This is a genomic window from Leifsonia sp. CL147 (assembly GCF_900114565.1).
Classification (GTDB): Bacteria; Actinomycetota; Actinomycetes; order Actinomycetales; family Microbacteriaceae; genus Leifsonia.
This window is the reverse complement of the sequence record NZ_FOTM01000014.1, coordinates 75,895-102,663: the sequence shown is the minus strand read 5'-3', so window position 1 is coordinate 102,663 and position 26,769 is coordinate 75,895. Positions and strand designations below refer to the sequence as shown.

At 68.5% G+C, this 26,769-nt stretch carries 23 protein-coding genes and 1 pseudogene; 20 read left to right on the top strand and 4 right to left on the bottom strand.

Annotated features, from left to right (window positions below; all coding sequences use genetic code 11):
• From BM287_RS17865 to BM287_RS12735, 7 genes and pseudogenes are all read left to right on the top strand, one after another.
• Window positions 1-298: pseudogene (locus tag BM287_RS17865) on the top strand (hypothetical protein); the annotation flags it as partial.
• A gap of 342 nt (window positions 299-640) precedes the next feature.
• Window positions 641-2,809: a NucA/NucB deoxyribonuclease domain-containing protein gene (locus BM287_RS17590; protein ID WP_139230676.1), complete on the top strand. Its 2,169-nt coding sequence runs from the start codon at window positions 641-643 to the stop codon at window positions 2,807-2,809.
• On the top strand, window positions 2,806-3,453 hold the full coding sequence (locus BM287_RS17585) for a hypothetical protein (protein ID WP_139230675.1): 648 nt from the start codon (window positions 2,806-2,808) through the stop codon (window positions 3,451-3,453). The genes BM287_RS17590 and BM287_RS17585 overlap by 4 nt, the downstream gene beginning before the upstream one ends.
• Before the next feature lie 269 nt (window positions 3,454-3,722).
• A complete protein-coding gene (locus BM287_RS17580; protein ID WP_139230674.1) occupies window positions 3,723-3,926 on the top strand; it encodes a hypothetical protein in 204 nt (67 codons plus the stop codon).
• 148 nt (window positions 3,927-4,074) lie between these two features.
• The gene (locus tag BM287_RS17575; protein ID WP_139230673.1) at window positions 4,075-4,338 is read left to right on the top strand and encodes a hypothetical protein; all 264 of its coding nucleotides are present in this window, start codon (window positions 4,075-4,077) and stop codon (window positions 4,336-4,338) included.
• A 584-nt stretch (window positions 4,339-4,922) separates the two neighbouring features.
• Window positions 4,923-5,996: an alkene reductase gene (locus tag BM287_RS12740; protein ID WP_090040221.1), complete on the top strand. Its 1,074-nt coding sequence runs from the start codon at window positions 4,923-4,925 to the stop codon at window positions 5,994-5,996.
• 102 nt (window positions 5,997-6,098) lie between these two features.
• A complete protein-coding gene (locus BM287_RS12735; protein ID WP_090040219.1) occupies window positions 6,099-7,022 on the top strand; it encodes a tyrosine recombinase XerC in 924 nt (307 codons plus the stop codon).
• Between the two features lie 7 nt (window positions 7,023-7,029).
• On the opposite strand, the gene BM287_RS12730 is transcribed toward BM287_RS12735, so the two are convergent.
• Entirely contained in the window at window positions 7,030-7,614 is a 585-nt protein-coding gene (locus BM287_RS12730; protein ID WP_090040216.1) for a M23 family metallopeptidase, read from the bottom strand.
• A 346-nt stretch (window positions 7,615-7,960) separates the two neighbouring features.
• Here BM287_RS12730 and BM287_RS12725 point away from each other — a divergent pair, with 346 nt between their 5' ends.
• The 10 genes from BM287_RS12725 to BM287_RS12680 all read left to right on the top strand — a co-directional run bounded on the left by BM287_RS12725 (window position 7,961) and on the right by BM287_RS12680 (window position 16,353).
• On the top strand, window positions 7,961-9,397 hold the full coding sequence (locus BM287_RS12725) for a sugar porter family MFS transporter (protein ID WP_090040213.1): 1,437 nt from the start codon (window positions 7,961-7,963) through the stop codon (window positions 9,395-9,397).
• Between the two features lie 224 nt (window positions 9,398-9,621).
• A complete protein-coding gene (rpsB, locus tag BM287_RS12720) occupies window positions 9,622-10,611 on the top strand; it encodes a 30S ribosomal protein S2 (RefSeq protein ID WP_090040211.1) in 990 nt (329 codons plus the stop codon).
• Window positions 10,612-10,658: 47 nt separating this feature from the next.
• On the top strand, window positions 10,659-11,489 hold the full coding sequence (gene tsf, locus BM287_RS12715; RefSeq protein ID WP_090040208.1) for a translation elongation factor Ts: 831 nt from the start codon (window positions 10,659-10,661) through the stop codon (window positions 11,487-11,489).
• A 127-nt stretch (window positions 11,490-11,616) separates the two neighbouring features.
• Window positions 11,617-12,345, top strand: a complete 729-nt coding sequence (pyrH, locus tag BM287_RS12710; protein WP_090040205.1) for a UMP kinase — start codon at window positions 11,617-11,619, stop codon at window positions 12,343-12,345.
• 57 nt (window positions 12,346-12,402) lie between these two features.
• Entirely contained in the window at window positions 12,403-12,957 is a 555-nt protein-coding gene (gene frr / locus BM287_RS12705; protein ID WP_090040203.1) for a ribosome recycling factor, read from the top strand.
• A gap of 3 nt (window positions 12,958-12,960) precedes the next feature.
• Window positions 12,961-13,935 carry a phosphatidate cytidylyltransferase gene (locus BM287_RS12700; protein WP_090040201.1) on the top strand — a complete coding sequence of 325 codons (975 nt, stop codon included), beginning with the start codon at window positions 12,961-12,963 and terminating at the stop codon, window positions 13,933-13,935.
• Between the two features lie 12 nt (window positions 13,936-13,947).
• Entirely contained in the window at window positions 13,948-14,493 is a 546-nt protein-coding gene (locus tag BM287_RS12695) for a DivIVA domain-containing protein (protein WP_090040199.1), read from the top strand.
• 54 nt (window positions 14,494-14,547) lie between these two features.
• Window positions 14,548-15,246 (top strand): aggregation-promoting factor C-terminal-like domain-containing protein, encoded by a 699-nt coding sequence (locus tag BM287_RS12690; protein ID WP_244528244.1) that lies wholly within the window; start codon window positions 14,548-14,550, stop codon window positions 15,244-15,246.
• 34 nt (window positions 15,247-15,280) lie between these two features.
• Complete coding sequence (locus tag BM287_RS12685) at window positions 15,281-15,580, top strand: hypothetical protein (RefSeq protein WP_090040193.1); 300 nt, start codon at window positions 15,281-15,283, stop codon at window positions 15,578-15,580.
• A gap of 11 nt (window positions 15,581-15,591) precedes the next feature.
• Window positions 15,592-16,353 carry an alpha/beta hydrolase gene (locus tag BM287_RS12680; protein ID WP_090040255.1) on the top strand — a complete coding sequence of 254 codons (762 nt, stop codon included), beginning with the start codon at window positions 15,592-15,594 and terminating at the stop codon, window positions 16,351-16,353.
• Here BM287_RS12680 and BM287_RS12675 read toward each other — a convergent pair.
• Window positions 16,350-17,387 (bottom strand): AI-2E family transporter, encoded by a 1,038-nt coding sequence (locus BM287_RS12675; protein ID WP_090040191.1) that lies wholly within the window; start codon window positions 17,385-17,387, stop codon window positions 16,350-16,352. The two genes, BM287_RS12680 and BM287_RS12675, sit on opposite strands and share 4 nt — an antisense overlap.
• A 76-nt stretch (window positions 17,388-17,463) precedes the next feature.
• A complete protein-coding gene (locus BM287_RS12670; protein WP_090040188.1) occupies window positions 17,464-20,298 on the bottom strand; it encodes a DivIVA domain-containing protein in 2,835 nt (944 codons plus the stop codon).
• 187 nt (window positions 20,299-20,485) lie between these two features.
• Here BM287_RS12670 and BM287_RS12665 point away from each other — a divergent pair, with 187 nt between their 5' ends.
• The 3 genes from BM287_RS12665 (at window position 20,486) to BM287_RS12655 (ending at window position 24,442) form a co-directional block, all read left to right on the top strand.
• Entirely contained in the window at window positions 20,486-22,393 is a 1,908-nt protein-coding gene (locus tag BM287_RS12665) for a DUF8094 domain-containing protein (RefSeq protein ID WP_090040185.1), read from the top strand.
• Between the two features lie 148 nt (window positions 22,394-22,541).
• The gene (locus BM287_RS12660; RefSeq protein WP_090040182.1) at window positions 22,542-23,519 is read left to right on the top strand and encodes a tetratricopeptide repeat protein; all 978 of its coding nucleotides are present in this window, start codon (window positions 22,542-22,544) and stop codon (window positions 23,517-23,519) included.
• Between the two features lie 125 nt (window positions 23,520-23,644).
• Window positions 23,645-24,442 carry an SDR family oxidoreductase gene (locus tag BM287_RS12655; protein ID WP_090040178.1) on the top strand — a complete coding sequence of 266 codons (798 nt, stop codon included), beginning with the start codon at window positions 23,645-23,647 and terminating at the stop codon, window positions 24,440-24,442.
• Between the two features lie 46 nt (window positions 24,443-24,488).
• On the opposite strand, the gene glgB is transcribed toward BM287_RS12655, so the two are convergent.
• The gene (glgB, locus tag BM287_RS12650) at window positions 24,489-26,750 is read right to left on the bottom strand and encodes a 1,4-alpha-glucan branching protein GlgB (RefSeq protein ID WP_090040176.1); all 2,262 of its coding nucleotides are present in this window, start codon (window positions 26,748-26,750) and stop codon (window positions 24,489-24,491) included.
• Window positions 26,751-26,769 lie beyond the last annotated feature (19 nt).

The window sequence follows — 26,769 nt, the reverse complement described above, 5'->3', positions numbered from 1 at the left end:
CTTCGAACGGCGCCGCGCGGAGCAACTCACCGACCGCGACATCATGCGTTGCCTGAAACGACACGTCGCGAACGAGGTTTATGCCGCCCTGCTCAACCCCGCCACCGACAACCCGGTCGGACGCGAACTCCGGGCACGCCGACAGGCGATCGGCACACCGATCAGTGTCCTCGCCGCAACGCTCGGCGTCCCCTACCAGCGGCTACGACGACTCGAGATCGGCACCCGCGCCGACCCCGAACTCGAACAACGCGCGAACCTCGCGCTCGCTCAACTCGAAACACCGCAGGCCGCTTGACAGCAATAGGAGCATCCACGCTACGAGACGCACCCTCCAAGGCCCCGCGACCGGGCAAATTGCGCACGGAGAAGAGAGTGACTCTGGTGACTACATCGCCGTCCGTGATGTGGTGACGACAATGGTGCGAATTGCATCAGCCAACGAATTGGAAGGTCCAGTTGATTAGCGTCCAGATCGATGCCGAACTCATCGCGCCCTCCCTCTCCTGCCTGCCAGTGGCGCCCGGAACACGATTCGGCTTCGCGGTCGGTCGTGACCCGAATGGGGTGGTAGACAGCGTTGACCACGCGTCCATACGCTTCGAGGACATGTCTTCGGGTTCGGATTTTGGGGGATCGCTTGAAGCGGGTTCTGCGGGCGATTCTCGCGATCGCGGTTATTTTGACATCTTGGACTCTTGGTGGAGTCGCCCCTGCGTTTGCTGGACAAGGCGTCTCCCTCACGGTCAACGCGATCAGTCGGACGCCGTCGGGATCGCTCAGCTATGACGCCAACGCCGCGTATTCCGGCCTGAATGCACCCGGGGGAGTGTGCTCCGTCTACTGGTCGAACTGTGCCGTCGCTCTTCAGGTTCAATATGTCGGCGACGCGAAGGCAAACACACTCGCCATCAAGGCGATTGGTGGTGGCGATTCGACCTCACAGTTCACGGCGATCGTTTCCTCACCACAGATTGTGGCGATCCGCGCGATCGCCACGGTGGGTCGCGCCGATACGCCCGACGTCGTCACGGACTGGCAGCAGGTCAGTGACCGATGGCAGCCTCAAACTGTGTCGCTGTCCGTGGATTCGGTCACACGCAACTCCAGCGGCCTCCTGTCCTACGACGTCACGGCGCACGTGGAACGACTCACCGAGACCGGCGCGGTCTGTGCGTGGGGGACGTTCTACTGCAGCGTGCAACTGTTTCTGAGATCGGCGGCCGACGGTACCTCACAGCTCGTCCAGACCCTCAGAGTTAACGACTCCGCTCCACTAGATATGCACTTCACCGCCACCGGCAAACAGCTTACAAAGATAGACGGCGTCCGGGCCGTCGTCACCGCTGCCGGGCAACCATCCCCAGTACCGCCGGACCTCCCAACAGACTGGGTCAACGTCGACGACCCATGGCAAGAGCAGGCCGTGTCGCTTTCGGTGGACGCGCTCATGCGCGACAACAATGGCCTGCTGTCGTACGACGTCACCGCCCATGCAGCCAGGGTTACCGAAACCGGGGCAGTGTGCCAAGGCGGGACGTTCTACTGTTACGTTCAGTTATGGGGCCAGGCAACGGACGGGACCGCGCAATTCATACAGTCGCTCAAGGTGAACGACTCGGCACCGGTAGATCTGCACTTCTATGCCGCGGGCAAGCAGATTCCTAAGGTGGTCGCGCTTCGCGCGGTAGTTACCGTTGCAGGGCAGCCAAATCCGCAGCCGGATCTTATCGCTGAGTGGACGCCGGTCAGCGAGAACATTCATGCTGGTCATGACCTGAACTCGGCGCTAACCATGGCGTTAGCGGCTGTCGACGGCATGCCTCTCGTGGAGGCATGCTTCACCCTCTTTCCCGTCGGAACCCACAGCGTTGGATCGGTAAATGATCAGCAAGCTGCTTGCGATACCGCGACAGCCGGAGGAAAGTCACTCGCCGAGTTCCTGAAGGCCTACCTCAGTTCACTCACGCGACACCAGGTAACACGAATGCTCGCTGCAGCAGGCATCGCGACGACCGCCTCCGTCACCGCAGCGCACCCCGAACTCGCGAACCTGGATTACGACGTGCAGCTTCTGGGCGGTTGCGTGTGGGTTGACATGCGAAGCATCCAATGTCCAACGTCGACGGGCCCCGTCGTGGTAGCTCCTAAGAGCGCTCCGTCACGGCAGGACCCCACGTGGGAGGCCAACCAAGCTGCCAAGGCCGCTCAGGATCGAGCAAAGACCGGGGCGCCTACGCCTCAAGTTCCGACACCCGCCCCCAACGTGTCCTCGCCGTGGACGAACTCGAGTCCATCGCAGATCGATGTCGACAACGCGGAGGAGTGCAACGATCAGCTTTCGAAAGCCCTCGACGCCGGAGCGAACATTGACGAAGATTCGTGCGACAACACCGCGATCTTCTTCACGGCAGGGTCATCACCAGAAGCAACGCAACACGATCGCGAAGCGATCGCCTCGAACCCCGCTTGGCTCAGACTTACCTATTCCAGCAGCGTCGAAAAGATCGCTGCGGGAAAGCTGCGGAACCCCTCATGGTACGGATCCCCTGGCTGCCCAGCTCCCGTGGCTGGAATGCAATGCGATGAGTACCCCTACTACGCAACGAACGAGGGATACCCCGACGGTAGCCCCTCACTCAGGCTGATCCCCGCCGGAGACAACGCATCCCAGGGCGGAAGCTACGGCAACTTCGCAAAGCAGTGCTTCGCTTCTATCCCTCAGACAGACCAGATCGGAAGACAGTTTCTCGTGATTCCGCTGCCATCCGTCATCCCCACCACTACATGGATGTGCGCTAGCCGATGAACATCAACCTCACCCCTGATGGCCCAAGCGCGGAGCAAACGGGCAGCGAGGCCCTTGACGTTCTTCTCGAAAGGCTGCGAGCCACGCTCTCGGGCGCGGGGGTTCCAGTGAACGACATGCTTCTGCCTGGCCTCGACCGGGCCGAAGCTACTAGCCTGCTTCATGCAGCCGGTCTTGGCGCACCAGAGGAAGTCCTCACCTGGTTCGAATGGGCCAACGGCTGGCGTTCTCCCGCGGACGGCGCATCAAGCGCGGCCCCGATTCCGTACCTTGAGAACGCCTCCTTGCAGGATGCTCTCCGCCTGTATGAGGACGTTATCCTGCCGTTGGGCCGCGAAGGGACACCGGGATACGATCCGGCACTCGGTGTCGGTGAAGGATGGTTACCCCTCAGCCATGACAACTGGGGCAGATACGTGCATTGTAATGACCAATCATCGCAAGCTCCGCTGGTTCGTCGAGCGAACCCCGAGGCCTGGGACCCCGCCACCCATGCCCTGTTCAGAGGCCGCTCTCTTTGCACCCTGGTGAGTTGGGCTATCACCTCAATCGACGAAGGCGCGGCCATGTGGCGACCGGGCGACCAACAATGGAGCATCGACGCATCCAAACTGCCGCCCCTGCAAGTGAAGTCTGGCCTCTAGACTGCCTGTCTCGGCGTCGCCCGCACAACACCGACGATGCTAGCGACGCGTGCGACCTCGACGACCTTTTCCGATACGGTACGTGACTACCGCCAGACGTGAGGCGCGCGGGCGGCCGCGGGTCTGAACTGCGCGCTGCAGCGCGGAAACGTCTGAGGCTCCGGTTACGCTCCCGGTATGCGGGTACAGGCGATGATCCAGTCCACCGCGTCACGGAGATCTCGGCCGAAGCCGAGGCCGGCAGCGCGCGCGAGCTGGTCGAGGCGCAGGTGCCCGACGGGTACGAACTCATCCAGGTGCACAACGCCATGCCGTGCGGCGGCCGCGTCATCGCCACCGGCCTGATTTGCGTCCAAGAAGTCCAGACGCTGACCAGCGAGGGCAACTACCCGGCCGCGAAGGCCGCGCTCCAGCAGCAACTGCCCGACCGCTGGCGGATCCTTTCGTACGTCAACTTGGAGGCCACCTCGTGAGGAGCATCGTCATCCGGTGGCGGGAAAGCAATGCTCGCAGCCACCTCGGGGACGCCGCCTCGAACGCCGTCGCGCGGCTCCACGACATTCGCTACGCGACCCCATCCAGCGCGCCGCGATCGACCACGTCCACGACGACCTCCGCCTCATGGACGAACGAATCCAACGCTACGCGTCTGCCCCGGAACCGGTGCGGCACCAGGCTCGCCGTGAGCTGCAGCAACGCATCGAATGCGCCCAGCCGGGGAACACGTCGCCGGCGGTAGTCGCCCCGCTCACGATCCTCGACACGACCATCACTCTGCTCATGACCTTCGTGCTCGGCCTTTTGAATGGCTGGTTCGTGCTCGCGGCTACCGCTACAGATCCAACCACCGGCCTCACTCATGGCGCGTCAAAACCGCGTTTATGAACACGCCCTAATGACCGCCGGCCCAGAAACACCCTTCATCGGACAGACCCCGGGCGGCAGCAAGCTGCAGCAACGTCCTGGTATTCAGCGTCCAGAGCCAGAACGACGAGATACTGTTCCCCTTTGAGGTCCACCGATGGACGGCGGGGACCGTCAGATCCAGCAACGTCGAAGGCCTCATCCGACAGATTGCGCTGACCTGGGGTAAGGAGATCGCGGCCCCGGTAGGTGACTCCTACCTCCTACCCCGGGGAGCGCTGAACAAGTAGGTCGTCGCAGCGCATCGGAGCGGAATTCCATGAGTGCACAAATTGTGGTCGCCGTTGATACTCAGTTCGGTTGGGCAGCAACGAAGTGTTCCCATGGAACGCGTCGGTGCGGCGGTGTCGACGCTTTGTGAGGCTCGCGGTCTGCCCGATGCGGCTTTGACGGCCGCCGACGGGCTCTCGCTGTCTGCTTCTGCTAGAAGCCTCGGAAACACGGTCACAGGGGGTCCAAGCGGAATAGCGTCCGCGCACTCCCAGTTGCGGCAAGAGGTCGCGTTGCAGCCGCGCGCGATCCCGCATCCGAAAGGCACCCTCTCCATGGACCTGTTCTCGCCCGTCTCCCTCGGCGATCTGCACCTGCCCAACCGCGTCGTCATGGCGCCGCTGACGCGGACGCGTTCCGGTGCGCTCGGCGTTCCGGGACCCCTGGTGGCGGAGCACTACGCGCAGCGGGCGAGCGTCGGCATGATCATCAGCGAGGGTACGTACCCGAGTCACGAGTCCCGGTCATACCCCGGTCAGCCGGGGATCGTCACCGAGAAGCAGATCGAAGGCTGGCGTGCCGTGGCCGACGCCGTGCACGCCAGGGGCGGACGCATCGTCATGCAGCTCATGCACGGCGGTCGGGTATCGCACACGGACATCACCGGGACCGACCGCATCGTCGCCCCGAGTGCCATCGCCATCGACGGTTCGACGCACGGACCGAACGGCAAGGTGGCCTTCCCGGTGCCGCACGCGCTCTTGACCGACGAGCTCGCGACCGTGCGGGAACAATTCGTGACAGCGGCGAAGAACGCCCTCGCTGCGGGTCTCGACGGGGTCGAATTACACGGCGCCAACGGATACCTGCTGCACCAGTTCCTCTCGCCGGCCTCGAATCACCGTGAGGATGCTTACGGCCGGTCGCCGGAAGCCCGCGCCCGATTCGTCGTCGAAGTGACAACCGCTGTCGCGGAAGCGGTCGGCGCCGGGCGGGTGGGAATCCGGCTCTCGCCGATGCACAACATCCAGGGTGCCCTCGAAGAGGACTTCGACGATGCAAAGTCGACCTACGACGCTGTCATCGACGGGATCGCGCCGCTGGGTCTCGCGTACGTGAGCGTTCTGCACGCCGATCCTACGGGCGAGCTCGTGCAGGAGCTGCGCGAGCGGTTCAACGGCCCGTTCATCGTCAACAGCGGATTCGGCGGTCTCACGACCCGCGACGAGGCGATCGCTCTGGTCGAAGGCGCGCACGCCGACGCCGTCGCGGTCGGCCGGCTCGCCATCGCGAACCCGGACCTGGTGGAGCGTTGGAAGGGCGCGCATCCCGAGAACGAGCCCCAGCCGGCCACGTTCTATGGCGCAGGCGCAGAAGGCTACACGGACTATCCGCGGCTGAGCGCGTAGCTACTCGCGATACTGCGGTCTTCATCGCCCGTGCCCGCTGCGGAGAACCCTCCGGGCGCGTCGCTGACGGATAAGGACGACGGGCGGGGCGAAGCTGAACAGGTGAATCTGTCGTCCGCCATCGAGCAGTACGAGAGTCACCTGCGGGTGGAGCGGGGGTACTCGCCTCAGACGATCCGCGCATACCGGGCGGACCTGGCGGCGCTCGCCGCGTTCGCGAGCGAACGGGGCGTGGAGACTCCTGCGGGACTCACGCTCGACCTGTATCGCGACTGGCTGTGGGAGGGCTCCCAGCGCGGACTGGCCAAGGCGACGCTCGCCCGTCGCTCGGCGTCGGCGCGGGGATTCAGCACATGGCTGGCACGCGTCGCCGACGCGACCGATGGGACCGGCGAGCCTGCGGATGCCGCCGCGCGGCTCCGGGCGCCGAAGGCGGACAAGACCCTCCCTCGGGTGATCAACCGCGAGCAGATGGACGGCATCCTGGAGTCGCTGGCCGCGCGGGCAGCCGATGGAGACCCGGGATCCGTGCGGGATGTCGCCGTGATCGAACTGCTCTACGCGGCCGGGATCCGCGTTTCCGAGCTCACCGGACTCGACGTCGACGATGTCGACCTCGATCGGCTGACGGTGCGCGTGATCGGCAAAGGATCGAAGGAACGAGTGGTCCCGTTCGGGGTCCCGGCGCTGCGAGCACTCCGCACCTGGCTGCGCGAAGGGCGACCGCGTTTCGCCGTGCCGGCGTCGGGTCCTGCCCTGTTCCTCGGAACCCGGGGAGCGCGCCTGGGGACCCGCGCGGTCTACCAGCTGGTGGCCGGGCTCCTGGCCGATATCCCTGGCCGCGGTCCCTCCGGACCCCACGCCCTCCGCCACACCGCTGCCACGCACCTCCTCGACGGGGGAGCCGACCTCCGTGCTGTGCAGGAACTCCTCGGACACGCGAGCCTCGGCACCACGCAGATCTACACCCACGTCTCCACCGAACGCCTCAAGGAGGCCTACCGCCTGGCGCACCCGCGGGCGTGAGGCTCTGTCATCGACTTCCGAGGGGGAGGAGGATCGCCGGCGGCACCCGAGCGAAGAAGAGCAGTGGCGAGACGTACTCGCCCTCCACTCGCACGCCGACGTGCAGGCACGCCGCCTGGCAGTGCCCGCCGCCGGCGACAGCACCCACGACAGAGCCTCGTGCGACCGCGGTGCCCATGGGCAGCTCCGACACGACCGGCTCGTAGCTCGAGAGGATGCCGCCCCCGTGATCCAAGGTCAGCACCGGCCGATCGACGACGACGCCGGCGAAGCGGACCACCGCATCGTCCGGCGCACTCACCGGCGTGCCCCTGACAGCGGATAGATCGATGCCGCGGTGCCCAGCCGTGTAACGGGTCGCAGGGGCGGCGTAGGGAGCCGTCAGCGAAGGCGATGCCAGCGGCCACTCCCATCGCGGTGCCGCGTCCGGCAACTCGGCTGAGCGGAGGGAGGCGGTGTCGACCAGTGCAGTCGCGCCAGCGTCTCGCCATTCCGCCGCGGCGCTCGCAGGCGTCCCTGCGACCGACAACACGAGGAGGATGAAGGTCGACACCCCGCCTGCGGCACGCTCCACCACTCTTGTCAGCCGCATCCCGGCCCCCTACCTTCCACTTGATCGCCCGCTCCCGCGTGGCCCGGGCCGATTCGACCAGCCTGCCTCCGCCTCGGCATCGAACGACCGCTTCGCCCAGAGTCCGTGGACAACTCCCGCATCCTGCGCCCTGTGAGCAGCACTCCACCCCCAGCACCACTTCACCCCGGCACCCCGGCGCTTCTCCGGTGCGAGATCGGGGCGTACCGTGACGTCTGCCCCGGGCGGCGCCCACACCGGGCGCCGCGAACGGCGGGGGCGCGACGCGAAGAGGGATGACATGGCTGACGAGAGCAGGAACGCAACCGTAACGACGGACGAGAACGCACCACGGCCGACCCCGGCGATGCGGAGGAGGGTCACGGGACTCGCGATCGCCGCGGCCGTCGGCGGGTTCCTGTTCGGCTTCGACTCGTCCGTCATCAACGGCGCGGTCAACTCGGTGCAGCACAACTTCGCGCTGAACGCCGTCGTCACCGGCTTCATCGTCGCCATCGCCCTCCTGGGCTGCGCGGTCGGCGCCTTCGCCGCCGGCCGGCTGGCCGATCGCTGGGGACGCCTGCGCGTCATGCTGATCGGCGCGATCCTCTTCCTGGCCAGCTCCGTCGGAGCCGGTCTCGCGTTCTCGGCCTGGGACCTGGGCTTCTGGCGTATCGTCGGCGGTCTGGGCATCGGGATCGCCTCCGTCGTCGCGCCCGCCTACATCGCGGAGATCTCGCCGCGGCAGGCACGTGGGCGTCTCGCCTCATTGCAGCAGCTCGCGATCACCGTCGGAATCTTCGTGGCGCTGCTCTCCGACGCGCTCCTCGCCGGGGTGGCGGGCTCTGCCGACGATCAGCTCTGGCTCGGGCTCGAGGCCTGGAGGTGGATGTTCCTCGTCGGCGTCATCCCGTCGGTCGTCTACGGCATCCTGGCGCTGACGCTGCCCGAGTCTCCGCGGTTCCTGCTCGCCACGGGCCGTCGCGACGAGGCCCGCAGCATCTTCACGACCCTGGTGCCGGAGGACGACGTCGACCGGCAGATCGGGGACATCCAGCGCGCCATCGAGGAGGACAAGGAGGGCGCGAAGGCCACACTCGCGGGAAACCGGCTCGGCCTCAAGCCGATCGTCTGGATCGGGATCATCCTGTCGGTGTTCCAGCAGTTCGTCGGCATCAACGTGATCTTCTACTACTCCACGACACTCTGGCGGGCGGTGGGGTTCACCGAGAGCAATTCGCTCCTCATCACCGTGATCACCTCCATCACCAACGTGCTGGTCACGATCGTGGCGATCCTCCTGGTGGACCGCGTGGGCCGGAGGCCGATTCTGCTCACCGGGTCCGTCGGGATGGCGCTCTCGCTCGGCGTCATGGCCCTGTCGTTCGCGTTCGCCGTCAAGCAGGGGGGAGCCGTGTCCCTCCCGAGCCCCTGGGGGCCGATCGCCCTGGTGGCGGCCAACGTGTTCGTGGTCTGCTTCGGCGCCTCCTGGGGGCCGCTTGTCTGGGTGCTTCTGGGAGAGATCTTCCCGACCCGGATCCGCGGGAAGGCGCTGGGGGTCGCGGCCGCCGCACAGTGGGTGGCCAACTTCCTCGTGACGGTCTCCTTTCCGGCGATGTCCGACTTCTCGCTGCCGTTCACGTACGGCATGTACGCCGTCTTCGCCGCGCTGTCGTTCTTCTTCGTCTTCTTCAAGATCCCGGAGACGAACGGGATGGCACTGGAGCACGCCGAGACGCTGTTCCGCGAGGCGGGTGGTCGCGCGCGCGGGGTCCAGGTGCGCTCCAGCGGCGACTCGGCCTAGTCCGGCTTCCTGCTACGATGTCTGAAGCACTCCGCTGATCGGAGTGACTACGCGTGCCCGAACGCCCTGCCGGTTCTGCTGGTCGGGGTGGGGCGCGCATCCACCGGTCTCCCACCCATTCTCACGGCGGCAGTCGTGCGAGCGGAGGGATGCGGATGCGCGCGGGGCACCAGGAGTGGCGGCCGCCGGCCGTCGCAGACAACCGCAACAAAAGGAGAACGGCAATGGCCGTCGTCACCATGCGCCAGCTGCTCGACAGCGGCGTCCACTTCGGACACCAGACCCGCCGCTGGAACCCGAAGATGAAGCGCTTCATCCTCACCGAGCGCTCGGGCAGCTACATCATCGACCTCCAGCAGTCGCTGGCGTACATCGACAAGACGTACGACTTCGTCCGCGAGACCGTCGCCCACGGCGGCACGATCCTCTTCGTCGGCACCAAGAAGCAGGCCCAGCAGGCGATCGCCGAGCAGGCGACCCGCGTCGGCCAGCCCTACGTCAACCAGCGCTGGCTGGGTGGCCTGCTGACCAACTTCTCGACCGTGTCCAAGCGCCTCGCGCGCATGAAGGAGCTCGAGGAGCTCGACTTCGAGGGCACCACGAGCGGCTTCACCAAGAAGGAGCTGCTCATCAAGAAGCGGGAGCTGGACAAGCTCCACAAGTCGCTGGGCGGCATCCGCAACCTCAGCAAGACGCCGAGCGCGCTCTGGGTGGTCGACACCAAGAAGGAGCACCTCGCGATCGACGAGGCCAAGAAGCTCGGCATCCCGGTCATCGGCATCCTCGACACGAACTGCGACCCGGACGAGGTCCAGTACCCCATCCCGGGCAACGACGACGCGATCCGCTCCGTCACCCTGCTGACCCGCATCGTGGCCGACGCCGCGGCCGAGGGCCTCATCCAGCGTCACCAGAAGCCGGAAGAGGGCGCAGAGCCCGCCGAGCCGCTGGCCGAGTGGGAGCAGGAGCTCCTGCAGACCTCCGACGAGGTCCAGGCGAGCGCCGAGACCACCAAGGCGGCCGACGCAGACCTGGCTGAGGCCAAGGCGGATTCGGCCGAGGTCGTCGCCGAGGGCGAGGCCATCGCCGAGGTTGTGGCCGTCGAGGACGAGTCCACCGAGGCTGCCGCCACCGAGGTCGAGGCCGCCGAGGTCACCGAGGTCGAGCCGGCCGTCGAGGCCGTCGCCGCCGACGCGGACGCCGAGTCCGAGTAATCGCGTCCCCCAGAAGTCTTCGAGTAGAAGAAGGTTCCAGTCAGAACATGGCAAACATCAGCATCGCCGACATCAAGTCACTCCGTGAGCAGCTCGGCACGGGCATGGTCGACACCAAGAAGGCGCTCGAGGAGGCCGATGGCGACATCGAGAAGGCCACCGAGATCCTGCGCCTGAAGGGTGCGAAGGGCAACGCGAAGCGCGCCGACCGCTCCACGAGCGAAGGCCTCGTCGCGGCCAAGGAGAACGGCAACGGCACCGCCACGATGATCGAGCTCGCCTGCGAGACCGACTTCGTCGCGAAGGGCGAGAAGTTCATCGCCCTCTCCGAGAAGGTGCTCGACGCGGTCGCAGCCGCCGGCGCGGCCACGGTCGAGGAGGGCCTCGCGGCCCTCGCCGGCAGCCAGACCGTCGCCGAGCTCATCGGTGACGAGGCCGCCATCCTCGGCGAGAAGGTGGAGCTCCGCCGCATCGCCGTCGTCAACGGCGAGAACTTCGCGATCTACCTGCACAAGACCTCCAAGGATCTGCCGCCGCAGGTCGGTGTCGTCGTCGGCTACGCCGGTGGCGACGCGGAGACCGCTCGCAGCATCGCGCAGCACATCTCGTTCGCCAACCCGACCTACCTCACCCGCGAGGACGTCCCGGCCGACGAGGTCGAGAACGAGCGTCGCATCGTCGAGGAGATCTCGCGCAACGAGGGCAAGCCCGAGGCCGCGCTCCCGAAGATCATCGAGGGTCGTCTCGGCGCCTACTTCAAGCAGGTCGCCCTGCTCGAGCAGGAGTACGCCCGCGACAACAAGCTGACCATCGCCCAGGTGCTGAAGGATTCGGGTCTCACCGTCTCCGGCTTCGCCCGGTTCAAGGTCGGCGCGTAAGCAGACGATGAAGGAGTCCGGATCGTGACAACGATCCGGACTCCTTTTCTGTGCGCGGGACGCTCTCCGGCTCCCGCGCGCACCCACTAGCGTTAATCAGAACCACACGGAAGGACGCTCCTCACGCATGTCGGCAGCCACTCAGAGACATCCAGCACAGCGACGCAGGGTCCTTCTCAAGCTCTCGGGCGAGGCGTTCGGCGCCGGCCAGCTGGGCGTCAACCCGGACGTCGTCAGCGGCATCGCGCGTGAGATCGCGCAGGCGGCCGAGGACGTCGAGATCGCCATCGTCGTCGGCGGAGGCAACTTCTTCCGCGGCGCCGAGCTCTCGCAGCGCGGCATGGACCGCGGGCGCGCCGACTACATGGGGATGCTCGGGACCGTCATGAACGCGCTGGCCCTCCAGGACTTCCTGGAGCAGGCGGGCGCCGAGACGCGCGTCCAGTCCGCGATCGCGATGACCCAGGTGGCCGAGCCGTACATCCCTCGCCGCGCAGAGCGGCACCTCGAGAAGGGCCGCGTCGTGATCTTCGGCGCGGGCGCCGGCCTGCCGTACTTCTCGACCGACACGGTGGCCGCGCAGCGCGCGCTCGAGATCAGCGCCGATGTCGTCCTCGTCGCCAAGAACGGCGTGGACGGGATGTACGACGCCGACCCGCGTACCAATCCGGACGCCCGCAAGATCGAGCAGATCTCGCACCAGGAGGCGCTGCAGCAGAACCTGAAGGCGGTCGACTCCACCGCTCTCAGCCTGTGCATGGACAACGGGATGCCCATGCGGATCTTCGGGATCGAGCCGGCGGGCAACGTCACCGCCGCCCTGCTCGGCGCCGAGATCGGGACACTGCTCGGCTGAGCGGCGCGAGGCGCGCAATAGACTAGACAGCGACCCACCGATGAACAAGGAGACACCGTGATCGCGGATGTGATTTCCGACGCCCGTCAGCGCATGAGCAAGACCGTGGACGCGGCTAAGGAGGAATTCGGCACCGTGAGCGCGGGCCGGGCGAATCCGACTCTGTTCCAGAAGGTGCTCGTGGACTACTACGGCTCGCCGACGCCCCTCGCGCAGCTGGCCGGGCTGCAGAACCCGGAGGCGCGGGTGCTCCTGGTGACGCCGTACGACAAGTCCGCGCTCAAGGAGATCGAGAAGGCGATCGTCAACATGCCGAACCTGTCGGCGAACGTCGGCAACGACGGCGAGATCGTCCGGGTCACGCTGCCCGAGCTCACCGAGGATCGCCGCAAGGAGTTCGTCAAGATCGTGCGCGGCAAGGGCGAGGACGCCAAGGTCGCTCTCCGCAACATCCGCCGCCGCTCAAAGGACGAGCTGGATGCGCTGAAGGGCGAGATCGGCGAGGACGAGCTGGCACGGGCCGAGAAGGAGCTCGAGACCATCACGCGTACGCACGTCGACGCCGTCGACGAGGCGTTGAAGCGCAAGGAAGCCGAACTTCTCGAGGTCTAGCCGATGAGCGAGGACAGCAGCCCCGGCCGCCGGGGCAAGGCGAGATCGCGGGAGGAGTTCCGCGCCCAGGTGCAGGCCACCCGTGCGGACTTCGAGAGGCAGGTTCAGGCGCGCAAGGCGCAGCTCGATGCCACCAACGAGCGGATCGCCGCGCGCACCGGACGCAATCTCGTCCTCGCGACGATCATCGGCCTCGCGGTCGGTGCCCTCGTGGTGGTCAGTCTCATCTTCATCAAAGAGCTGTTCCTGGTGTTCGGGATGACGATGGCGGGCTTCGCCACCTTCGAGCTCGTCCAGGCGTTCCGGGGCTCCGGGCGACGGGTGCCCCGGATTCCGTCCGTGGTCGCAGCGGTCGGGATCGTGCCGGCGACGTTCTTCCTGCACGCCGGCGGCCAGCTCGTGTCGCTTTCGGCCGGCATCTTCGTCGTCGTCGTGTGGCGACTGGTGGAGGAGGTGGCCGTCCCGCGCTCGCGGCGCGGTCCGCGAGCGGTCGGCAAGGACGTCCTGTGGGGCGTCTTCGTCCAGCTGTACGTCAGCCTGCTGGCCAGCTTCACGATCCTGCTGCTCGCGGAGCCGGGCGGGGAGTGGTGGGTGCTGGCGTTCCTCATCCTCGTCGTCTCGGTGGACACCGGGGCGTACGTGAGCGGCCTGTCGTGGGGCAAGCACCCGATGGCCCCTACGATCAGCCCGAAGAAGACCTGGGAGGGCTTCGCCGGGGCGGCCGCCGCTGCGGTCATTGCAGGCATCCTGCTGTCCGTTTTCATGCTCGGCGAATCGTGGTGGTTCGGCATCGTATTCGGTGTCGTGCTGCTGCTGACGGCGACGGCCGGCGACCTGGCGGAGTCGCTCATCAAGCGCGACCTGGGCGTCAAGGACATGAGCTCGTGGCTGCCGGGGCATGGCGGCTTCCTCGACCGGCTCGACTCCATCCTCCCCTCGGCAGCGGCCACCTACGTCCTCTTCCTCGTCTTCCGATGACAGAATGGGGGAGTGAGCACCTTCCCCCGAAGCCCCAAGTCCAAGCGGGGCTACAACGTCGATCAGGTGGATGAGTTCCTGCAGACGGCGCGCCGCGCCTATGACGGCGACCAGGACACGCCCGAGCTGACGGCCGATGACATCCGCCATGTGGCCTTCGCGATGGCGAAGGGCGGGTATTCGACCACACACGTGGATGCGGCGCTCGAGCGACTCGAAGACGCCTTCGCGGCGCGCGAGCGGGAGCTGACGCGGGCGAAGCACGGTGACGCAGGCTGGTTCGAGGAGGCGCGCACCACGGCGCAGGTCGTGCTGAACCGGCTGGACCGCCCTCCCGGCCACCGGTTCGATCGGGTGAACGTCCTCACGCTCGGGTACAACCGCAACGACGTCGATCGGTTCGCGAACCGTCTGGTGCGCTATTTCCAGGACGGTCGGCCGATGAGTGTCGAGGAGGTGCGGACGGTCACTTTCCGCGAGCAGCGTGGCGGATATCGCGAGGTCCAGGTCGATCTGCTGCTCGACAGCGTCACCGATGTCATGCTGGCCGTTCGCTGAATGGCCGGCTCGATTCTTGGGTTTCGACCGAATCTCCGTTATCGTTCTGTGATCGTGGGTAGACGAGAAGCAGCAGACATCGTGCCGCTGACTCCGGCCAACCCGGTCGGCGTCGCGTTCAGACGTTCCCGGCGTCCGCACATCCGGTCGCGGGGCGCCCTCTGGGGATTCGCATTCACGGCGGCCGTGGGCTTCGCGCTGGTGAACGTGGTCGACCCGTTCTCCGGCACGACCACCACGCCGGCCTACGCGGAGGCGCAGCAGAACATCCCCGCATCGTCGCGTTACGGCGGCGCTCCGACCCAGACGTTGACGGCGCCCGAGTCCGCAGCCTTGACGGTGACGCGCGACACCCTGGTGGTCAAGCAGAAGCCAACGCCGACACCGACACCCACTCCGGCGCCGACGCCGACCAAGTCGTCGTCGGGTGGAAGCGGCGCCCCCTCGGCGCCTGTCCCCGACCCCGGCACCGCGAAGGCGATCGCCTACCAGATGGTCCACGACCGGGGATGGGGAGACGACCAGTATTCCTGCCTCGTGCAGCTGTGGAATCACGAGTCGGGCTGGCGTGTCAATGCGTCCAATCCGAGCGGCGCGTACGGCATCCCGCAAGCTCTCCCCGGAAGCAAGATGGGCCCGGGGTGGCAGACCGACGCGGGTGTTCAGATCACGTGGGGTCTGGGCTATGTCGCCGGTCGCTACGGAACGCCGTGCGGTGCCTGGTCGGTCTGGGAGTCCCAGGGCTGGTACTGACCGGACTCGTTCTGAGCGCGCATAGACTGGGAGGATGCCGCGCAGCAATCGTCCCCGAGGCCGCCACAACGGCCCGAGGGACGAAGAGCCGGACGGCCTGGAGCGCCTGCTCAGCGGCTGGCGGCGCACCGAGACCCGACGTGGGGTCGAGTGGAATGTGCAACCCGTCTCTGCGGCGCAGGCCCAGAAGAGCTACGTCTGCCCGGGGTGCAGCCGCGACATCCCGCCCGGGGTGGCGCATCTCGTCATCTGGCGGGCCGACGGCGTCCTGGGCGACGCGGCGGACCTCGCGGCACGCCGACACTGGCACGAGTCCTGCTGGAGGATCGTATGAGCATCGACCCCATGAGTACCGACCCCAGCGGGTCGGTCGCACCGGTGGAGATCCGTGGGGGCCTCGAGCTGCCCGCTCGTCGCGAGGACATCGAACTGCGCACGCGTGACGGCCTGACCCTCGTCGGCGAGCTCGCCAGCCCGCTTGAGCGCGAACCGGCCGCGACGCTGGTCACGCTCCACCCGCTCCCGACCGGTGGCGGGTTCATGGACTCGCACATCCTCCGGAAGGCCGCGGGACGCCTCCCTGCGCTGGCCGACATCGCGGTGCTCCGGTTCAACACGCGCGGGACGTCGTCGCCGCGGGGCCGCAGCGAGGGCGCCTTCGACGAGGGCATCGGCGAGCGGTTCGATCTGGAGGCGGCGATGGCGTTCGTCGCCGAGCGCGGCCTGCCGCATCCCTGGCTCCTGGGCTGGTCCTTCGGCACCGAGCTGGCGCTCATGTACGGGCGGGGGTTCCCGGTGGACGGGGTCATCCTGCTCTCCCCGCCGCTGCATCGCGCGAAGCCGGAGCACCTGGCCGCCTGGGCGGGGGACCGGCGGCCGATCGTCGCCCTCATCCCGGAACACGACGACTACCTCCGGCCGGCCGAGGCGGAGGAGCGCTTCGCCCCGCTGCCTCAGGTCGAGCTGGTGGATGTGGAGGGCGGCAAGCACCTGTGGGTGGGGGAGAACCAGACCCGCCGGGTGCTCAGCGAGATCGTCGAACGCCTCAACCCGTCGGCCTTGCCCCTTCCGACGCACTGGCCGCCGGCGGAGAGCGCTCCGCTCTAGAGCTCGTTCTGCCGGGGGATGAGGACCTGCTTGACGATCAGCAGGATCGCCGCGGCGAACGGGATGGCGACGAGTGCGCCGAGGATGCCGAGCAGCGTGCCGCCGGCCAGGGCGGCGACGACGACCAGTGCGCCCGGGACGGAGACGGCCCGGTTCATGATGCGCGGACTGAGGAAGTACGCCTCCACCTGCATGTAGGCCAGGTAGTAGATGGCGGCGGTGATGGCGGTCGGCGGCCCGGAGAGGAAGCAGACCGCAACGATGATGACCGAGCCCGTGATCGTCCCGACCAGCGGGATCAGCGAGAAGAAGAAGGCGATCGACGCGAGCAGGATCGGGAACTTCGCGCCGATCACGGTCAGGAAGATGGCGCTCAGCACGCCGTTGACCAACGCCAGCGCGACCTGCCCCATGACGTACTTGCCGACGGCGTCGGTGATCTGGTCGCCGAGGTCGGCGAAGCGCGCCCGGCGGGAGGCCGGGACCAGCTGGTAGGCGGAGCGCTTGATGCTCGGCAGCGACGCCGTGAAGTAGATCGTCAGGATGACGACGATGAGGACGCCGAACAGGCCCTGGACGATGCCGACGCCGGTCTGCAGCACCTTCGACGTGATGTCGGGCAGGTTCTGCTGCAGCCATTGCGTGACGGCGTCGATGTTCTGCTGGTTGACCACCGAGGGGAACTGATGCTGGAGGCCGAGGAACCAGTTCTCGGCTCCGCCGTTGTTCACCCACGTGATGGTGTTCTGGACCAGCTGGGTCGCCTGGCTGACGGCGACCGGCACGATGGCCCAGATCAGGCCGATGAAAGCACCGATGATCACGACGAGGGAGACGACGAGAGCCAGCCAGCGCGGGAAGCTCCGGCGCTCGAGGAACGCGATCAGCGGCTCGATGCCCAGGGCGAGGAACAGCGCGGCACCGATGTAGGTGATGATCGTCGCGAGGCTCGTGACCGAGCTGAGGATGAGGATCCCGAGCCCGACGCCGAGCGTACCGATCAGGCCGACGCGGAACGGGTTCTGGATCTTCACGTATCCCCCAAGGTTCGAGACGCCGGCGGTGATCGGACGCCGGCTGTGATCGGACGTCGGCGGTGACGCCGGATGGTCAGTCGCGGTCGGCGGACACCTGCTCGGCCTGCTGGAGTACGCCTCGAAGGTTCTCGAAGTAGCCGGCCACCGCCTCGCGCTCAATCCTAATCTGGGCGAGCCGCTCTTCCGCGTCGGCGACCAGGCGTTGCGTCCTCTCCTCCGTCTCCTCGAGGATGGCCGCAGCCCGCTCCTCCGCGTCCCGGACGATCCCGGAGGCGATCTCCTCGGCCTGCTTGCGCGAGTCCGTCACCGTGCGGCGGCCCTCGGTCTGGAAGGCCTCCGCCTCGGAGCGGGCCTGGGCCGTCCGCTTGACCGCGTCGGCCAGCTGCAGATTGGCCTCGTCGAGGTACTTCTGGGTCTGGGCGACCGCTTCCTGGTGGCGTGCGAGGTGCTCCTTCTCGGCCTCGTCGCGGCGGGCGCGCAGTTCGACGTCGAGGTCGATGCGTGCCTGCTCGATCTCGCGGGTGCGCGCAGCGACCTCCTCCAGGGTCGTGGTGCGCAGCTGTTCGAGTTCGCCGTCGAGCGCCGTGCGGTTGTTCACGGCCTCCTCCTCGAAGGCCGCTCTGCGCTCGGCGAGCTCCGCCTCCAGCGCCGTGCGCGCTTCGGCCAGCTCTCGCGCCAGGGTGGCGCGCGCCTCGGCCGTCTCCTTCTCGAGGGCGGCCCGGGTCTGCTGCGTCTCGTCGGCGAAGGCCACCCGGAGGCGCTCGGACTCGCGCTCGAGCTCCAGTCGCTGCTGCTCCCGCTGGTCGGCCAGCTCGTTCGCGGTGGACTCGCGTTGGTCCGCCAGCTCGAGCGCGGTGCGCCGGACATCCTCGGCGAGACGGCTTCTGGTCTCCTCCGTCTCGGCGGCGAGGGTCGCCTTCGTCTTCTCGACGTCCGCCGCCAGCGCCTTCGTGGTCTGCTCCACCTCGGTGGCGAGAGCCGACTTCGTGGTCGCGACCTCGGTCTCCAGGGCGGACTTCGTCTGCTCCACTTCGGCGGCGAGCTCGTTCTTGGTCTGCTCGACCTCGGCTGCCAGTCCGGTCCGGGTGCGCTCGACCTCGTCGGCCAGCGCGGCCTTCGTGGTGGTGACCTCCGCCTCGAGTGCCGACTTCGTCTGCTCGACCTCGGCGGCGAGGGCCGCCTTGGTCGTCGTCACCTCGGTGTCGAGGGCCGACTTCGTCTGCTCGACCTCGGTGGCCAGCGCCGAGGTCGTGGACTCGACCTCGGCGGCGAGGCGGGCGCGCTCCGCGGTCAGCTCGGCCCCGACGGCGCTCCTCTCGCGGGCGATCTCGTCGGCCAGGGCGGTACGCGCCGCGTCGACCTCGGTGGCCAGCTGTGCTCGCAGCTCGGCTGCCTCCGCATCGAGTTCGCGGCGCCGGCGGTCCGTCTCGGCGGCAAGACGGGCGCGGGCCTGCTCGATCTCGGTGGCGAGTTCGCTCGCCGTCTGCTCGCGGTCGGCCGCGAGCTGCGCGGCGGTCGCGGTGCGGTCCGCCTCGAGCGTGGCGCGGGTCTCGGTCTTCTCCTTCTCCAGGGTGGTGCGGGTCTGGAGCGTGTCATCGGCGAGCCGCTTCGTCGTCCGCTCGACCTCCTCGGCGAGGGCCGACTTCGTGGTGGTGACCTCGTTCTCGAGGGCGGCCCGTGTGGAGGTCACCTCGTTCTCGAGGGCGAAGCGCGTCGTCGTAACCTCGGTCTCCAGCTCGGACTTCGTCCGGGTGACCTCCTCGGTCAGCGCGGAACGGGTGCGGGTGACCTCGTCGGCCAGCTCCGCTTTCGTCCGCTCGACCTCGTCCGTCAGCGCGCGCCGTGCCGTGGACACCTCGGTCTCGAGCGCAGCGCGCGTCTGCGTGACCTCGGCAGCCAGCGCCGCCTTCGTCTGCTGAACCTCCGCGGCGAGGGACTTCGTGGTCTGCTCGACCTCGGTGGCGAGCGCGAGGCGACGGGTCTTCTCTTCGTTCTCCAGGTCGGCGCGGGTCTGTGCGACGTCGGAGGCGAGGACGGACCGCTGCTCCTCGACCTCGGCGGCGAGGTCCGCCCGGGCCTGGGCGGCCTCAGCGGCGAGCGCGTTGCGGGTCTCGGCTTCCTGGGCCGCGAGTCGATCCGCGGTCTCCGCCACGCGGCGGTCGAGCTCGAGGCGGGTCTGCGCCGCCTCGCGCTCGAAGGCGGCGCGGTCATCCGCCAGTGCGTTCTCGAGCTCGGAACGCCGCGCGGCGATGGTGCGGTCGAGCTCCGCTGCTTCGGCGCGCGCCGCCTCGGCCTCCCGGGAGGCGACGGCCTTCAGCTCTGCGGCCTCTCGGTCCGCCTCCGCGCGAACAGCCGCGGCCTCGCGCTTGCTCGTGGCGCGCACCTCCGCGGCCTCCGTGGCGACCGCTCCGCGGATGGCCGCAGCCTCCCGCATGGCGTCGTTGAGCAGGGTCTCCTTGTCGGAGCGCGTCTTCGCGAGGAGCTCGCCCGACTCGATCTGAGCGTCCTCGAGCAGCGTGGTGGCGCGGGCCTGAGCGTCGGCGAGCACCCGCTCGGCCTGGGCGGCGCCTGCCTTCTTGATCTTCTCGATCTCGGCGGCGACGCCGGCGCGCAGCCTCTCGGCGTCGATGTCGGCCTGGGCGATGAGGCGCGTCGACTGCTCCTCGGCCACCCGGAGCGTGTTCTCGAGCTTGGTGCCGAGCCCGGAATAGGTCGGGCTGCCGACTTCCTCGATCTCGGCGTTCAGGTCCTCGATCCGGGCCTGCAGCCGCTTGATCTCCTTGAGGGCGTCCGCAGACTGCGTGTTCGACTTGATCAGTTCGCGCCGCAGCTCCTGCAGCGCCTTGTCGACCTCATCCTTGTCGTAGCCTCGGAAGACCTGAGTGAAGTTGGATTCGTCGGTGGCCACTGTTGCTACTCCTGGGGGATCTTCGGGTCGACTCGCCGCGCGCGTGCCGGGTCGATCCTACAATTCAGGGGTAGCCGCCCGCACCGCCTGCGCCTGCGCGCACGGAAGGGTTAGCTGCCTCTCAGGCAGGTCCGATATCGTCGGGGGACTGTGCCCGCCCCCGAACTACGGCACACGAGGAGCTTTTTTGCGTTTCGTACTCGCCATCGTCGCGTTCGTCGTCGCCGCGGTCATGATCGTGGCCGGGATCGCCCAGCGTACCGTCTTCGCGCCTCCCACCCATGTCGCGGCCGGCACGTCCATCGCCGGAGACGCGCGTTTCGTGGTGATCGACGGGTCGGTGCTGAACGCGCATCCCGGGCAGCAGACCCTCCGGGTGACGGGTGCGCCCGACCCCACCAAGCAGGTGGTGGCTTACGGCCGTACAGCGGACATGAAGGCGTGGCTGGAAGACCAGAAGTACGTCGCCGTCGGGTACCGGAAGACCACAGGCACCCTGACGACGAAGAACGTCACGGCCAAGCCGGCGCCCTCGGGCGACGAACACGACACGGGGACGGCGACTCCGGAGCCGACGGAGACGCCGGCACCCACCCCCGGCCCGGCGTCGTCCGCGTCCGCCGGCGCGACCGCCGCCACGGGGTCGACGACGAAGGCCGGCGGCCCGAACCCCGCCGGCTCCGACCTCTGGCTCGAGGAGTTCGACGGGACGGCTGCTCAGGTCACCCGGATGAACATCCCGAACGACGTCAGCGTGATCGTCGCCTCGGACGGCGACCAACCGGCGCCCTCGCACGTGACGGTGACCTGGCCTGTGGATTCCAGCACCCCGTGGGCCTTCCCGCTGATCATCGGCGGCCTCGGCCTCCTCCTGATCGGCATCGTCCTGTATCTGTGGGGGCTCTACACCCACCGCCGCGCGCGCGGCCCACGGCGCAAGAGCGGTCCGAAGATGCCCAAGCTTCCGAAAGCCCCGAAGTACAAGCCGACGGCGATGATCGAGACCACCCCGCGCGGACGCCGTTCCACGCGGCGTGCCCGCGTCATCCTCCCCGCCGCCCTCGCCGGAGCCTTGGCGCTGACCGGCTGCACGGCCGGCACGAGCGCATCGAACACGCCGGCGAAGACCGCCACGCCGCTCACCACCCAGGCGCCGAACCCGAAGGACCAGCTGCCGCCGGCGGTCACCGTCCCGCAGCTCGAGCGCATCGTCAAGCGGATCTCGGATTCGGCGGCCCAGGCCGACGCCAAGGCCAGCCCCGACCTGGCGAAGGTCCGCTTCACCGGTCCGGCGCTGCAGCTCCGCGAGGCGAACTACGCCATCCGCGCGAAGAAGGCCGACGAGCCGCCTCTTCCCGCCATCCCGGCCAGCCCTATCGTGCTGTCGCTCCCGCAGGCGACCGACACCTGGCCTCGTATGGTCGCGGCCGTGATCCAGACGCCGAAGGATGCCAAGGGCAACGACCAGGCGCCGATCGCCCTCACGATGGTGCAGGCGACGCCGCGCGAGAACTATCAGGTGGAGTACGCCGTCTCGCTCGAGCCCAAGGCCAAGGTCCCGAACCTGGCGCCGGCGAGCATCGGCTCCGCGGTCGTCCCGCCCGACTCGAAGCTGCTCGCCCTTCCCCCCGGGAAGCTGGCGGGTGCGTATTCCGACATCCTGATGAACGGCGAGAAGAGCCGGTACGCGGACCTGTTCGACAGCGCGTCCGACCAGTTGCAGCCGCAGGTGGGAGCGGCGTGGAAGCAGAAGCAGCAGCAGCAGCTGGCCGCGCAGTTCGGCAACACCTCGTCCCTCTCCTGGACCCCGGGCACCGGTCCCGGCGACGTGATCGCCATGGCGACGAACGACTCCGGCGCCATCGTGTGGGTGAACCCGCGCGAGACCCAGCTGCACAAGGTCACCGAGGCGGGAGCCCAGGTCATCGCGGGTGCGACCACGGCGGCGCTGAGCGGCGTGGCCTCCTCCAACACCGGCATCGAGTCGGTGTTCGACTACCAGCTGGCGTTCTACGTCCCGCCGGCCGGCTCCAAGGAGAAGATCCGGCTGCTCGGCTACGCACAGGGCCTCGTCTCGGCGAAGCAGGTCGGCTGAGCCGAGCCGGCCGCGGCCGCAGTCGCCGTCCTGGCCGACCCGGGCCACCCGGGCCGCCCGGGGCCGCTTGGGGCGGACCGGGGAGCCCGACGCGAGTATCCTTGATACTCGTGCCGCACCGCTTACGAAGCGCGCATCTGGAGGAACAATGAGCAACGTCCCGCCGCCGCCCACCAACCTGCGCGGAGCCGTCGACCTCAGCTCGCTGGTCAGCCGGCAGGCCCAGGCCGGCGCGCCGGCCGAGTCGGCGACCGGCCGCCCGCCCGCCGAAGCCCTGACGCTGCCCAGCCTGTACTTCGAGGGCACGGACGCGAACTTCAACGACTTCATCGACCTGTCGATGCGCGTGCCCGTGATCGTCGACCTCGGCGCCGAATGGTCGGAGCCGTGGAAGCAGCTCACCTCGCTCCTCGACCGCCTGATCGCCGGCTTCGGCGGCCGCCTGGTGATCGTGAAGGTCGACGTGGATGCGAATCCCCAGCTCGCGCAGGCCTTCCAGGCGCAGTCGGTCCCGGCCGTGGCGGCCCTCGTCGCCGGGCGTCCTGTGCAGCTGTTCGTCGGAGCGCCGCCCGAGGACCAGCTCCGCGACGTCTTCGAGCAGCTGCTCGAACTCGCCGCCCAGAACGGCGTGACCGGCACGGTCACGGTCGAGGGCGGGGAGGCGCCGGGAGACGCGGAGGGTGCGGTCGTGGAGCCGGCGCCCGAACCGCCGCTGCCGCCGCTGCATGCGGAGGCGTACGACGCGATCGAGCGCGGCGACTTCGAGGCGGCGATCCAGGCGTACCGCACGGCGATCGCGCAGGATCCGCGCGATTCGCTGGCGGTGGCCGGCCTTGCGCAGGTGAGCCTGCTGGCACGGCTGAGCGGCCGCACGTCGGAGGAGTTGCGCGCTGCGGCGGCCGAGGCGCCCAAGGATGCTGCGGCGCAGCTCGGCGTCGCCGACCTCGACATCTCCGGTGGGCACGTCGAGGACGCGTTCGACCGCCTCCTCACCCTCTTCCCGGCACTCGACGCCGCAGGCAAGGAGGAGGTGCGCACGCGCATCCTCGAGTATTTCGAGATCGTCGGCGCTGACGACCCGCGTGTGGGCAAGGCGCGGGCTAGGCTGGCCTCGCTGCTGTACTGAGCCGCCCCTCTGCACGTCCCCCCGCGCAGCGGCCGACGGCCGACCATCGCCCGTCTCGCTGTCGGCCCTCCCACGGGAGGCCGGGTTCCGCTCCGGGCTCGCCCCCAATGGAGGAGTGACTGCGCATGTCCCGTGTTCTCGTCGTCGGAGGCACCGGCCTGGCCGGTCGGGCCGTGACCGCTGAAGCAATCGAGCGGGGGCACGACGTGGTGGTCGCCGCACGCCGGGTTCCCGACGACGACGCGGATCCGTACGTCCCGGGGGCGTCGTACGTCACCGCGGATCTCGTGACCGGAGTCGGGCTGGAGGAGGCGGTGGATGGCGTGGAGGTCGTCATCGACACGAGCAACGCGCTGGGCAAGCAGGCGGCGAACGTGTTCGCGACGGGTGCCCAGAATCTCGTGCACACGGCGGCACGCTTCGGCGTGAGCCGGGCGGTGCTGCTCTCCATCGTGGGCGCCGATCGCTCCGCCTACGGCTACTACCGGGCCAAGGTCGCGCAGGAGCGGGCCTATCTGGACTCGGCACTCGACACCTGCATCGTGCGGGCCACGCAGTTCCACGACTTCGTGACCGCCATCATCGACCGCGGCCGGCCTTTCGGCGCGTTCCTGTCGCCCACCAGGACGAAGTTCCAGCCCATCGCGGTCACCGATGTCGCCCGCGTCCTCGTCGACGCCGGCGAGAGCATGCGCGAGGGCAGAGCCCAACCCGACACCATCATCCACATCGGCGGCCCGCGCGTGGAGTCCGCCCGGGCGCTCGCCGAGCAGCGCAAGCGTGCCACGGGCAGCCGCCGCTTCATTCTGCCGGTCCGGCTCGGCGGTCCCCTCGGCGCCACCTGGCGCGCCGGGCGCAACCTGGTGCCGGAGAATGCCGTGGACGGCGTCCGCTACGGCGCCTGGCTCGACTCAGGCGCCTGAAAGGCCCGTCAGCCCGTCAGCCCCTCGGTTCGCGGGCCGTCCGCCGTCAGCGTCGCGGCTTGAGCCAGAGCGCTCCGAGCGGCGGCAGGTTCAGCACCGCCGAGGCCGGGCGTCCCATCCACGGCTCGTCGACGGCCGTCACCGCGCCGAAGTTGCCGACTCCGGAGCCCCCGAAGGTCTCCGCATCCGTGTTGAGGAGCTCCTCCCACTCGCCCGCGAAGGGCAGCCCGACACGGTAGTCGGTGTGCGGATTGCCGGAGAAGTTGAACAGCACGGCGATGGGCTCGCCGTCCCGGTCCTTCCGCAGGAACGCGAGGACGTTGCCCTGCGCGTCCGATCCGTCCAGCCATTCGAAGCCGCGCGGCTCGTTGTCGCAGATCCAGAGCGCCGGGTTGTCGCGGTAGACGGCGTTCAACTGCGCCACGAGCTTCCACAGGCCCCGGTGCGCCGGCTGGTCGAGGATCCACCAGTCCAGCCCCCGCTCCTCGCTCCACTCGGAGGGCTGGCCGAACTCCTGACCCATGAACAGCAGCTGCTTGCCGGGATGCGCCCACATGAACGCGAGGAACGCCCGGACGTTCGCCAGCTGCTGCCAGTGGTCGCCCGGCATCTTGGTCAGCAGCGAGCCCTTGCCGTGCACCACCTCGTCGTGGCTGATCGGCAGCAGGAAGTTCTCGCTCCAGGCGTACACGAACGAGAACGTGATCTCGCTGTGGTGGTAGCTGCGGTACATCGGGTTCTCGTGGATGTACTGCAGCGCGTCGTGCATCCAGCCCATGTTCCACTTCAGGCCGAAGCCCAGGCCGCCGGAGGAGGTGGGCGCGGTGACGCCGGTGTAGCTGGTCGACTCCTCGGCGATCATCACCGTGCCCGGGTTGCGCTTGTAGGCGGTCGCCGTGACCTCCTGCAGGAAGCCGATCGCCTCCAGGTTCTCCCGGCCGCCGTGGATGTTCGGCTCCCACTCGCCGTCCTCGCGCGAGTAGTCGAGGTAGAGCATGGAGGCGACGGCGTCGACGCGCAGCCCGTCGACGTGGAACTCCTCCAGCCAGTACAGCGCGTTGGCGACGAGGAAGTTGCGCACCTGGGAGTTACCGTAGTCGAAGATGTAGGTGCCCCAGTCCCTGTGCTCTCCGCGCCGCGGGTCCGGGTGTTCATAGAGCGCCTGGCCGTCGAAGCGGGCGAGCGCCCAGTCGTCCTTGGGGAAGTGGCCGGGGACCCAGTCGAGGATGACGCCGATGCCGGCCTGGTGAAGCCGGTCGATGAGATACTTGAGGTCGTCGGGCGAGCCGAACCGGCTGGTCGGGGCGTAGTAGCCGGTCACCTGGTAGCCCCACGAACCGCCGAAGGGGTGCTCCGACAGCGGCAGGAACTCGATGTGCGTGTACCCGAGGGCGCCGACGTAGTCGATGAGCTCGTCGGCCGCCTCCCGGTAGCCGAGCCCCGGCCGCCAGGAGCCGAGGTGCAGTTCGTAGACGCTCATCGGGCCCGCGTGCGGGTCGCGCTCGGCGCGGGCGCGCATCCACTCGTCGTCGGCCCACTCGTGCCGGCTGACGGTGATCCGGGAGGCCGTCGCCGGCGGGGTCTCGGCGGACTGGGCGACCGGGTCGATCTTGCGGACCCAGCGGCCGTCCTGGCCGAGGAGGTCGTACTTGTAGATCTGGCCCTCGGCGAGCCCGGGGACGAACAGCTCCCAGACGCCCGAGGCGCCCATGTTCCGCATGGCGTACAGGGTGCCGTCCCAGCCGTTGAAGTCGCCGACCACGCGGACAGCGCGGGCGTGCGGCGCCCAGACGGCGAATGCGGTCCCGACGACACCGCCGAGGTCGCGCACGTGCGCGCCCAGCGCCGTCCAGAGGGTCTCGTGGCGTCCCTCGCCGATCAGGTGCAGGTCGAGCTGGCCGATGGTCGGCAGGAAGCGGTACGGGTCGTCCGCGGTCCAGACGCTGCCGTCCCCGTACCGCGCCTCGATCTCGTAGGCGCCGGGGCCGACGATGTCGATGCCCTGCCAGACGCCGTACCCGATGTGGCCGAGCTCCAGGTGGGCGCCGTTCGCGAGGATCGCGAAGACCTCGGTGGCGAGCGGCCGGAGGGTGCGGATCACGGTGACCGGGTCGGCGATCCCGGGGGAAGCGACCTCGTGCTGGCCGAGCACCGCGTGGGGGTCGTGGTGGCTGCCCGCGGCGATGGCGGCGAGCACAGCGTCGTCCACGGCGGGCAGGTCGACGACGGCGGCACCGCTGTAGTTCCTGGGCTCCGGGCTGTACGGCTCAGGGCTGTGCGGGTCGGACTCCGGACGGATCGTTGACATGCGCGAACTCCTCAGGTCT

Coding starts and splice junctions, on each gene's coding strand:
- BM287_RS12685 (WP_090040193.1), top strand. CDS start 15,281: ATGCCGCGCAGCAATCGTCCCCGAGGCCGCCACAACGGCCCGAGGGAC.
- tsf (WP_090040208.1), top strand. CDS start 10,659: ATGGCAAACATCAGCATCGCCGACATCAAGTCACTCCGTGAGCAGCTC.
- BM287_RS12660 (WP_090040182.1), top strand. CDS start 22,542: ATGAGCAACGTCCCGCCGCCGCCCACCAACCTGCGCGGAGCCGTCGAC.
- BM287_RS12655 (WP_090040178.1), top strand. CDS start 23,645: ATGTCCCGTGTTCTCGTCGTCGGAGGCACCGGCCTGGCCGGTCGGGCC.
- glgB (WP_090040176.1), bottom strand. CDS start 26,750: ATGTCAACGATCCGTCCGGAGTCCGACCCGCACAGCCCTGAGCCGTAC.
- BM287_RS17575 (WP_139230673.1), top strand. CDS start 4,075: ATGGACGAACGAATCCAACGCTACGCGTCTGCCCCGGAACCGGTGCGG.
- BM287_RS12730 (WP_090040216.1), bottom strand. CDS start 7,614: ATGCGGCTGACAAGAGTGGTGGAGCGTGCCGCAGGCGGGGTGTCGACC.
- BM287_RS17585 (WP_139230675.1), top strand. CDS start 2,806: ATGAACATCAACCTCACCCCTGATGGCCCAAGCGCGGAGCAAACGGGC.
- BM287_RS12725 (WP_090040213.1), top strand. CDS start 7,961: ATGCGGAGGAGGGTCACGGGACTCGCGATCGCCGCGGCCGTCGGCGGG.
- BM287_RS12700 (WP_090040201.1), top strand. CDS start 12,961: ATGAGCGAGGACAGCAGCCCCGGCCGCCGGGGCAAGGCGAGATCGCGG.
- pyrH (WP_090040205.1), top strand. CDS start 11,617: ATGTCGGCAGCCACTCAGAGACATCCAGCACAGCGACGCAGGGTCCTT.
- rpsB (WP_090040211.1), top strand. CDS start 9,622: ATGGCCGTCGTCACCATGCGCCAGCTGCTCGACAGCGGCGTCCACTTC.
- BM287_RS12740 (WP_090040221.1), top strand. CDS start 4,923: ATGGACCTGTTCTCGCCCGTCTCCCTCGGCGATCTGCACCTGCCCAAC.
- BM287_RS12680 (WP_090040255.1), top strand. CDS start 15,592: ATGAGTACCGACCCCAGCGGGTCGGTCGCACCGGTGGAGATCCGTGGG.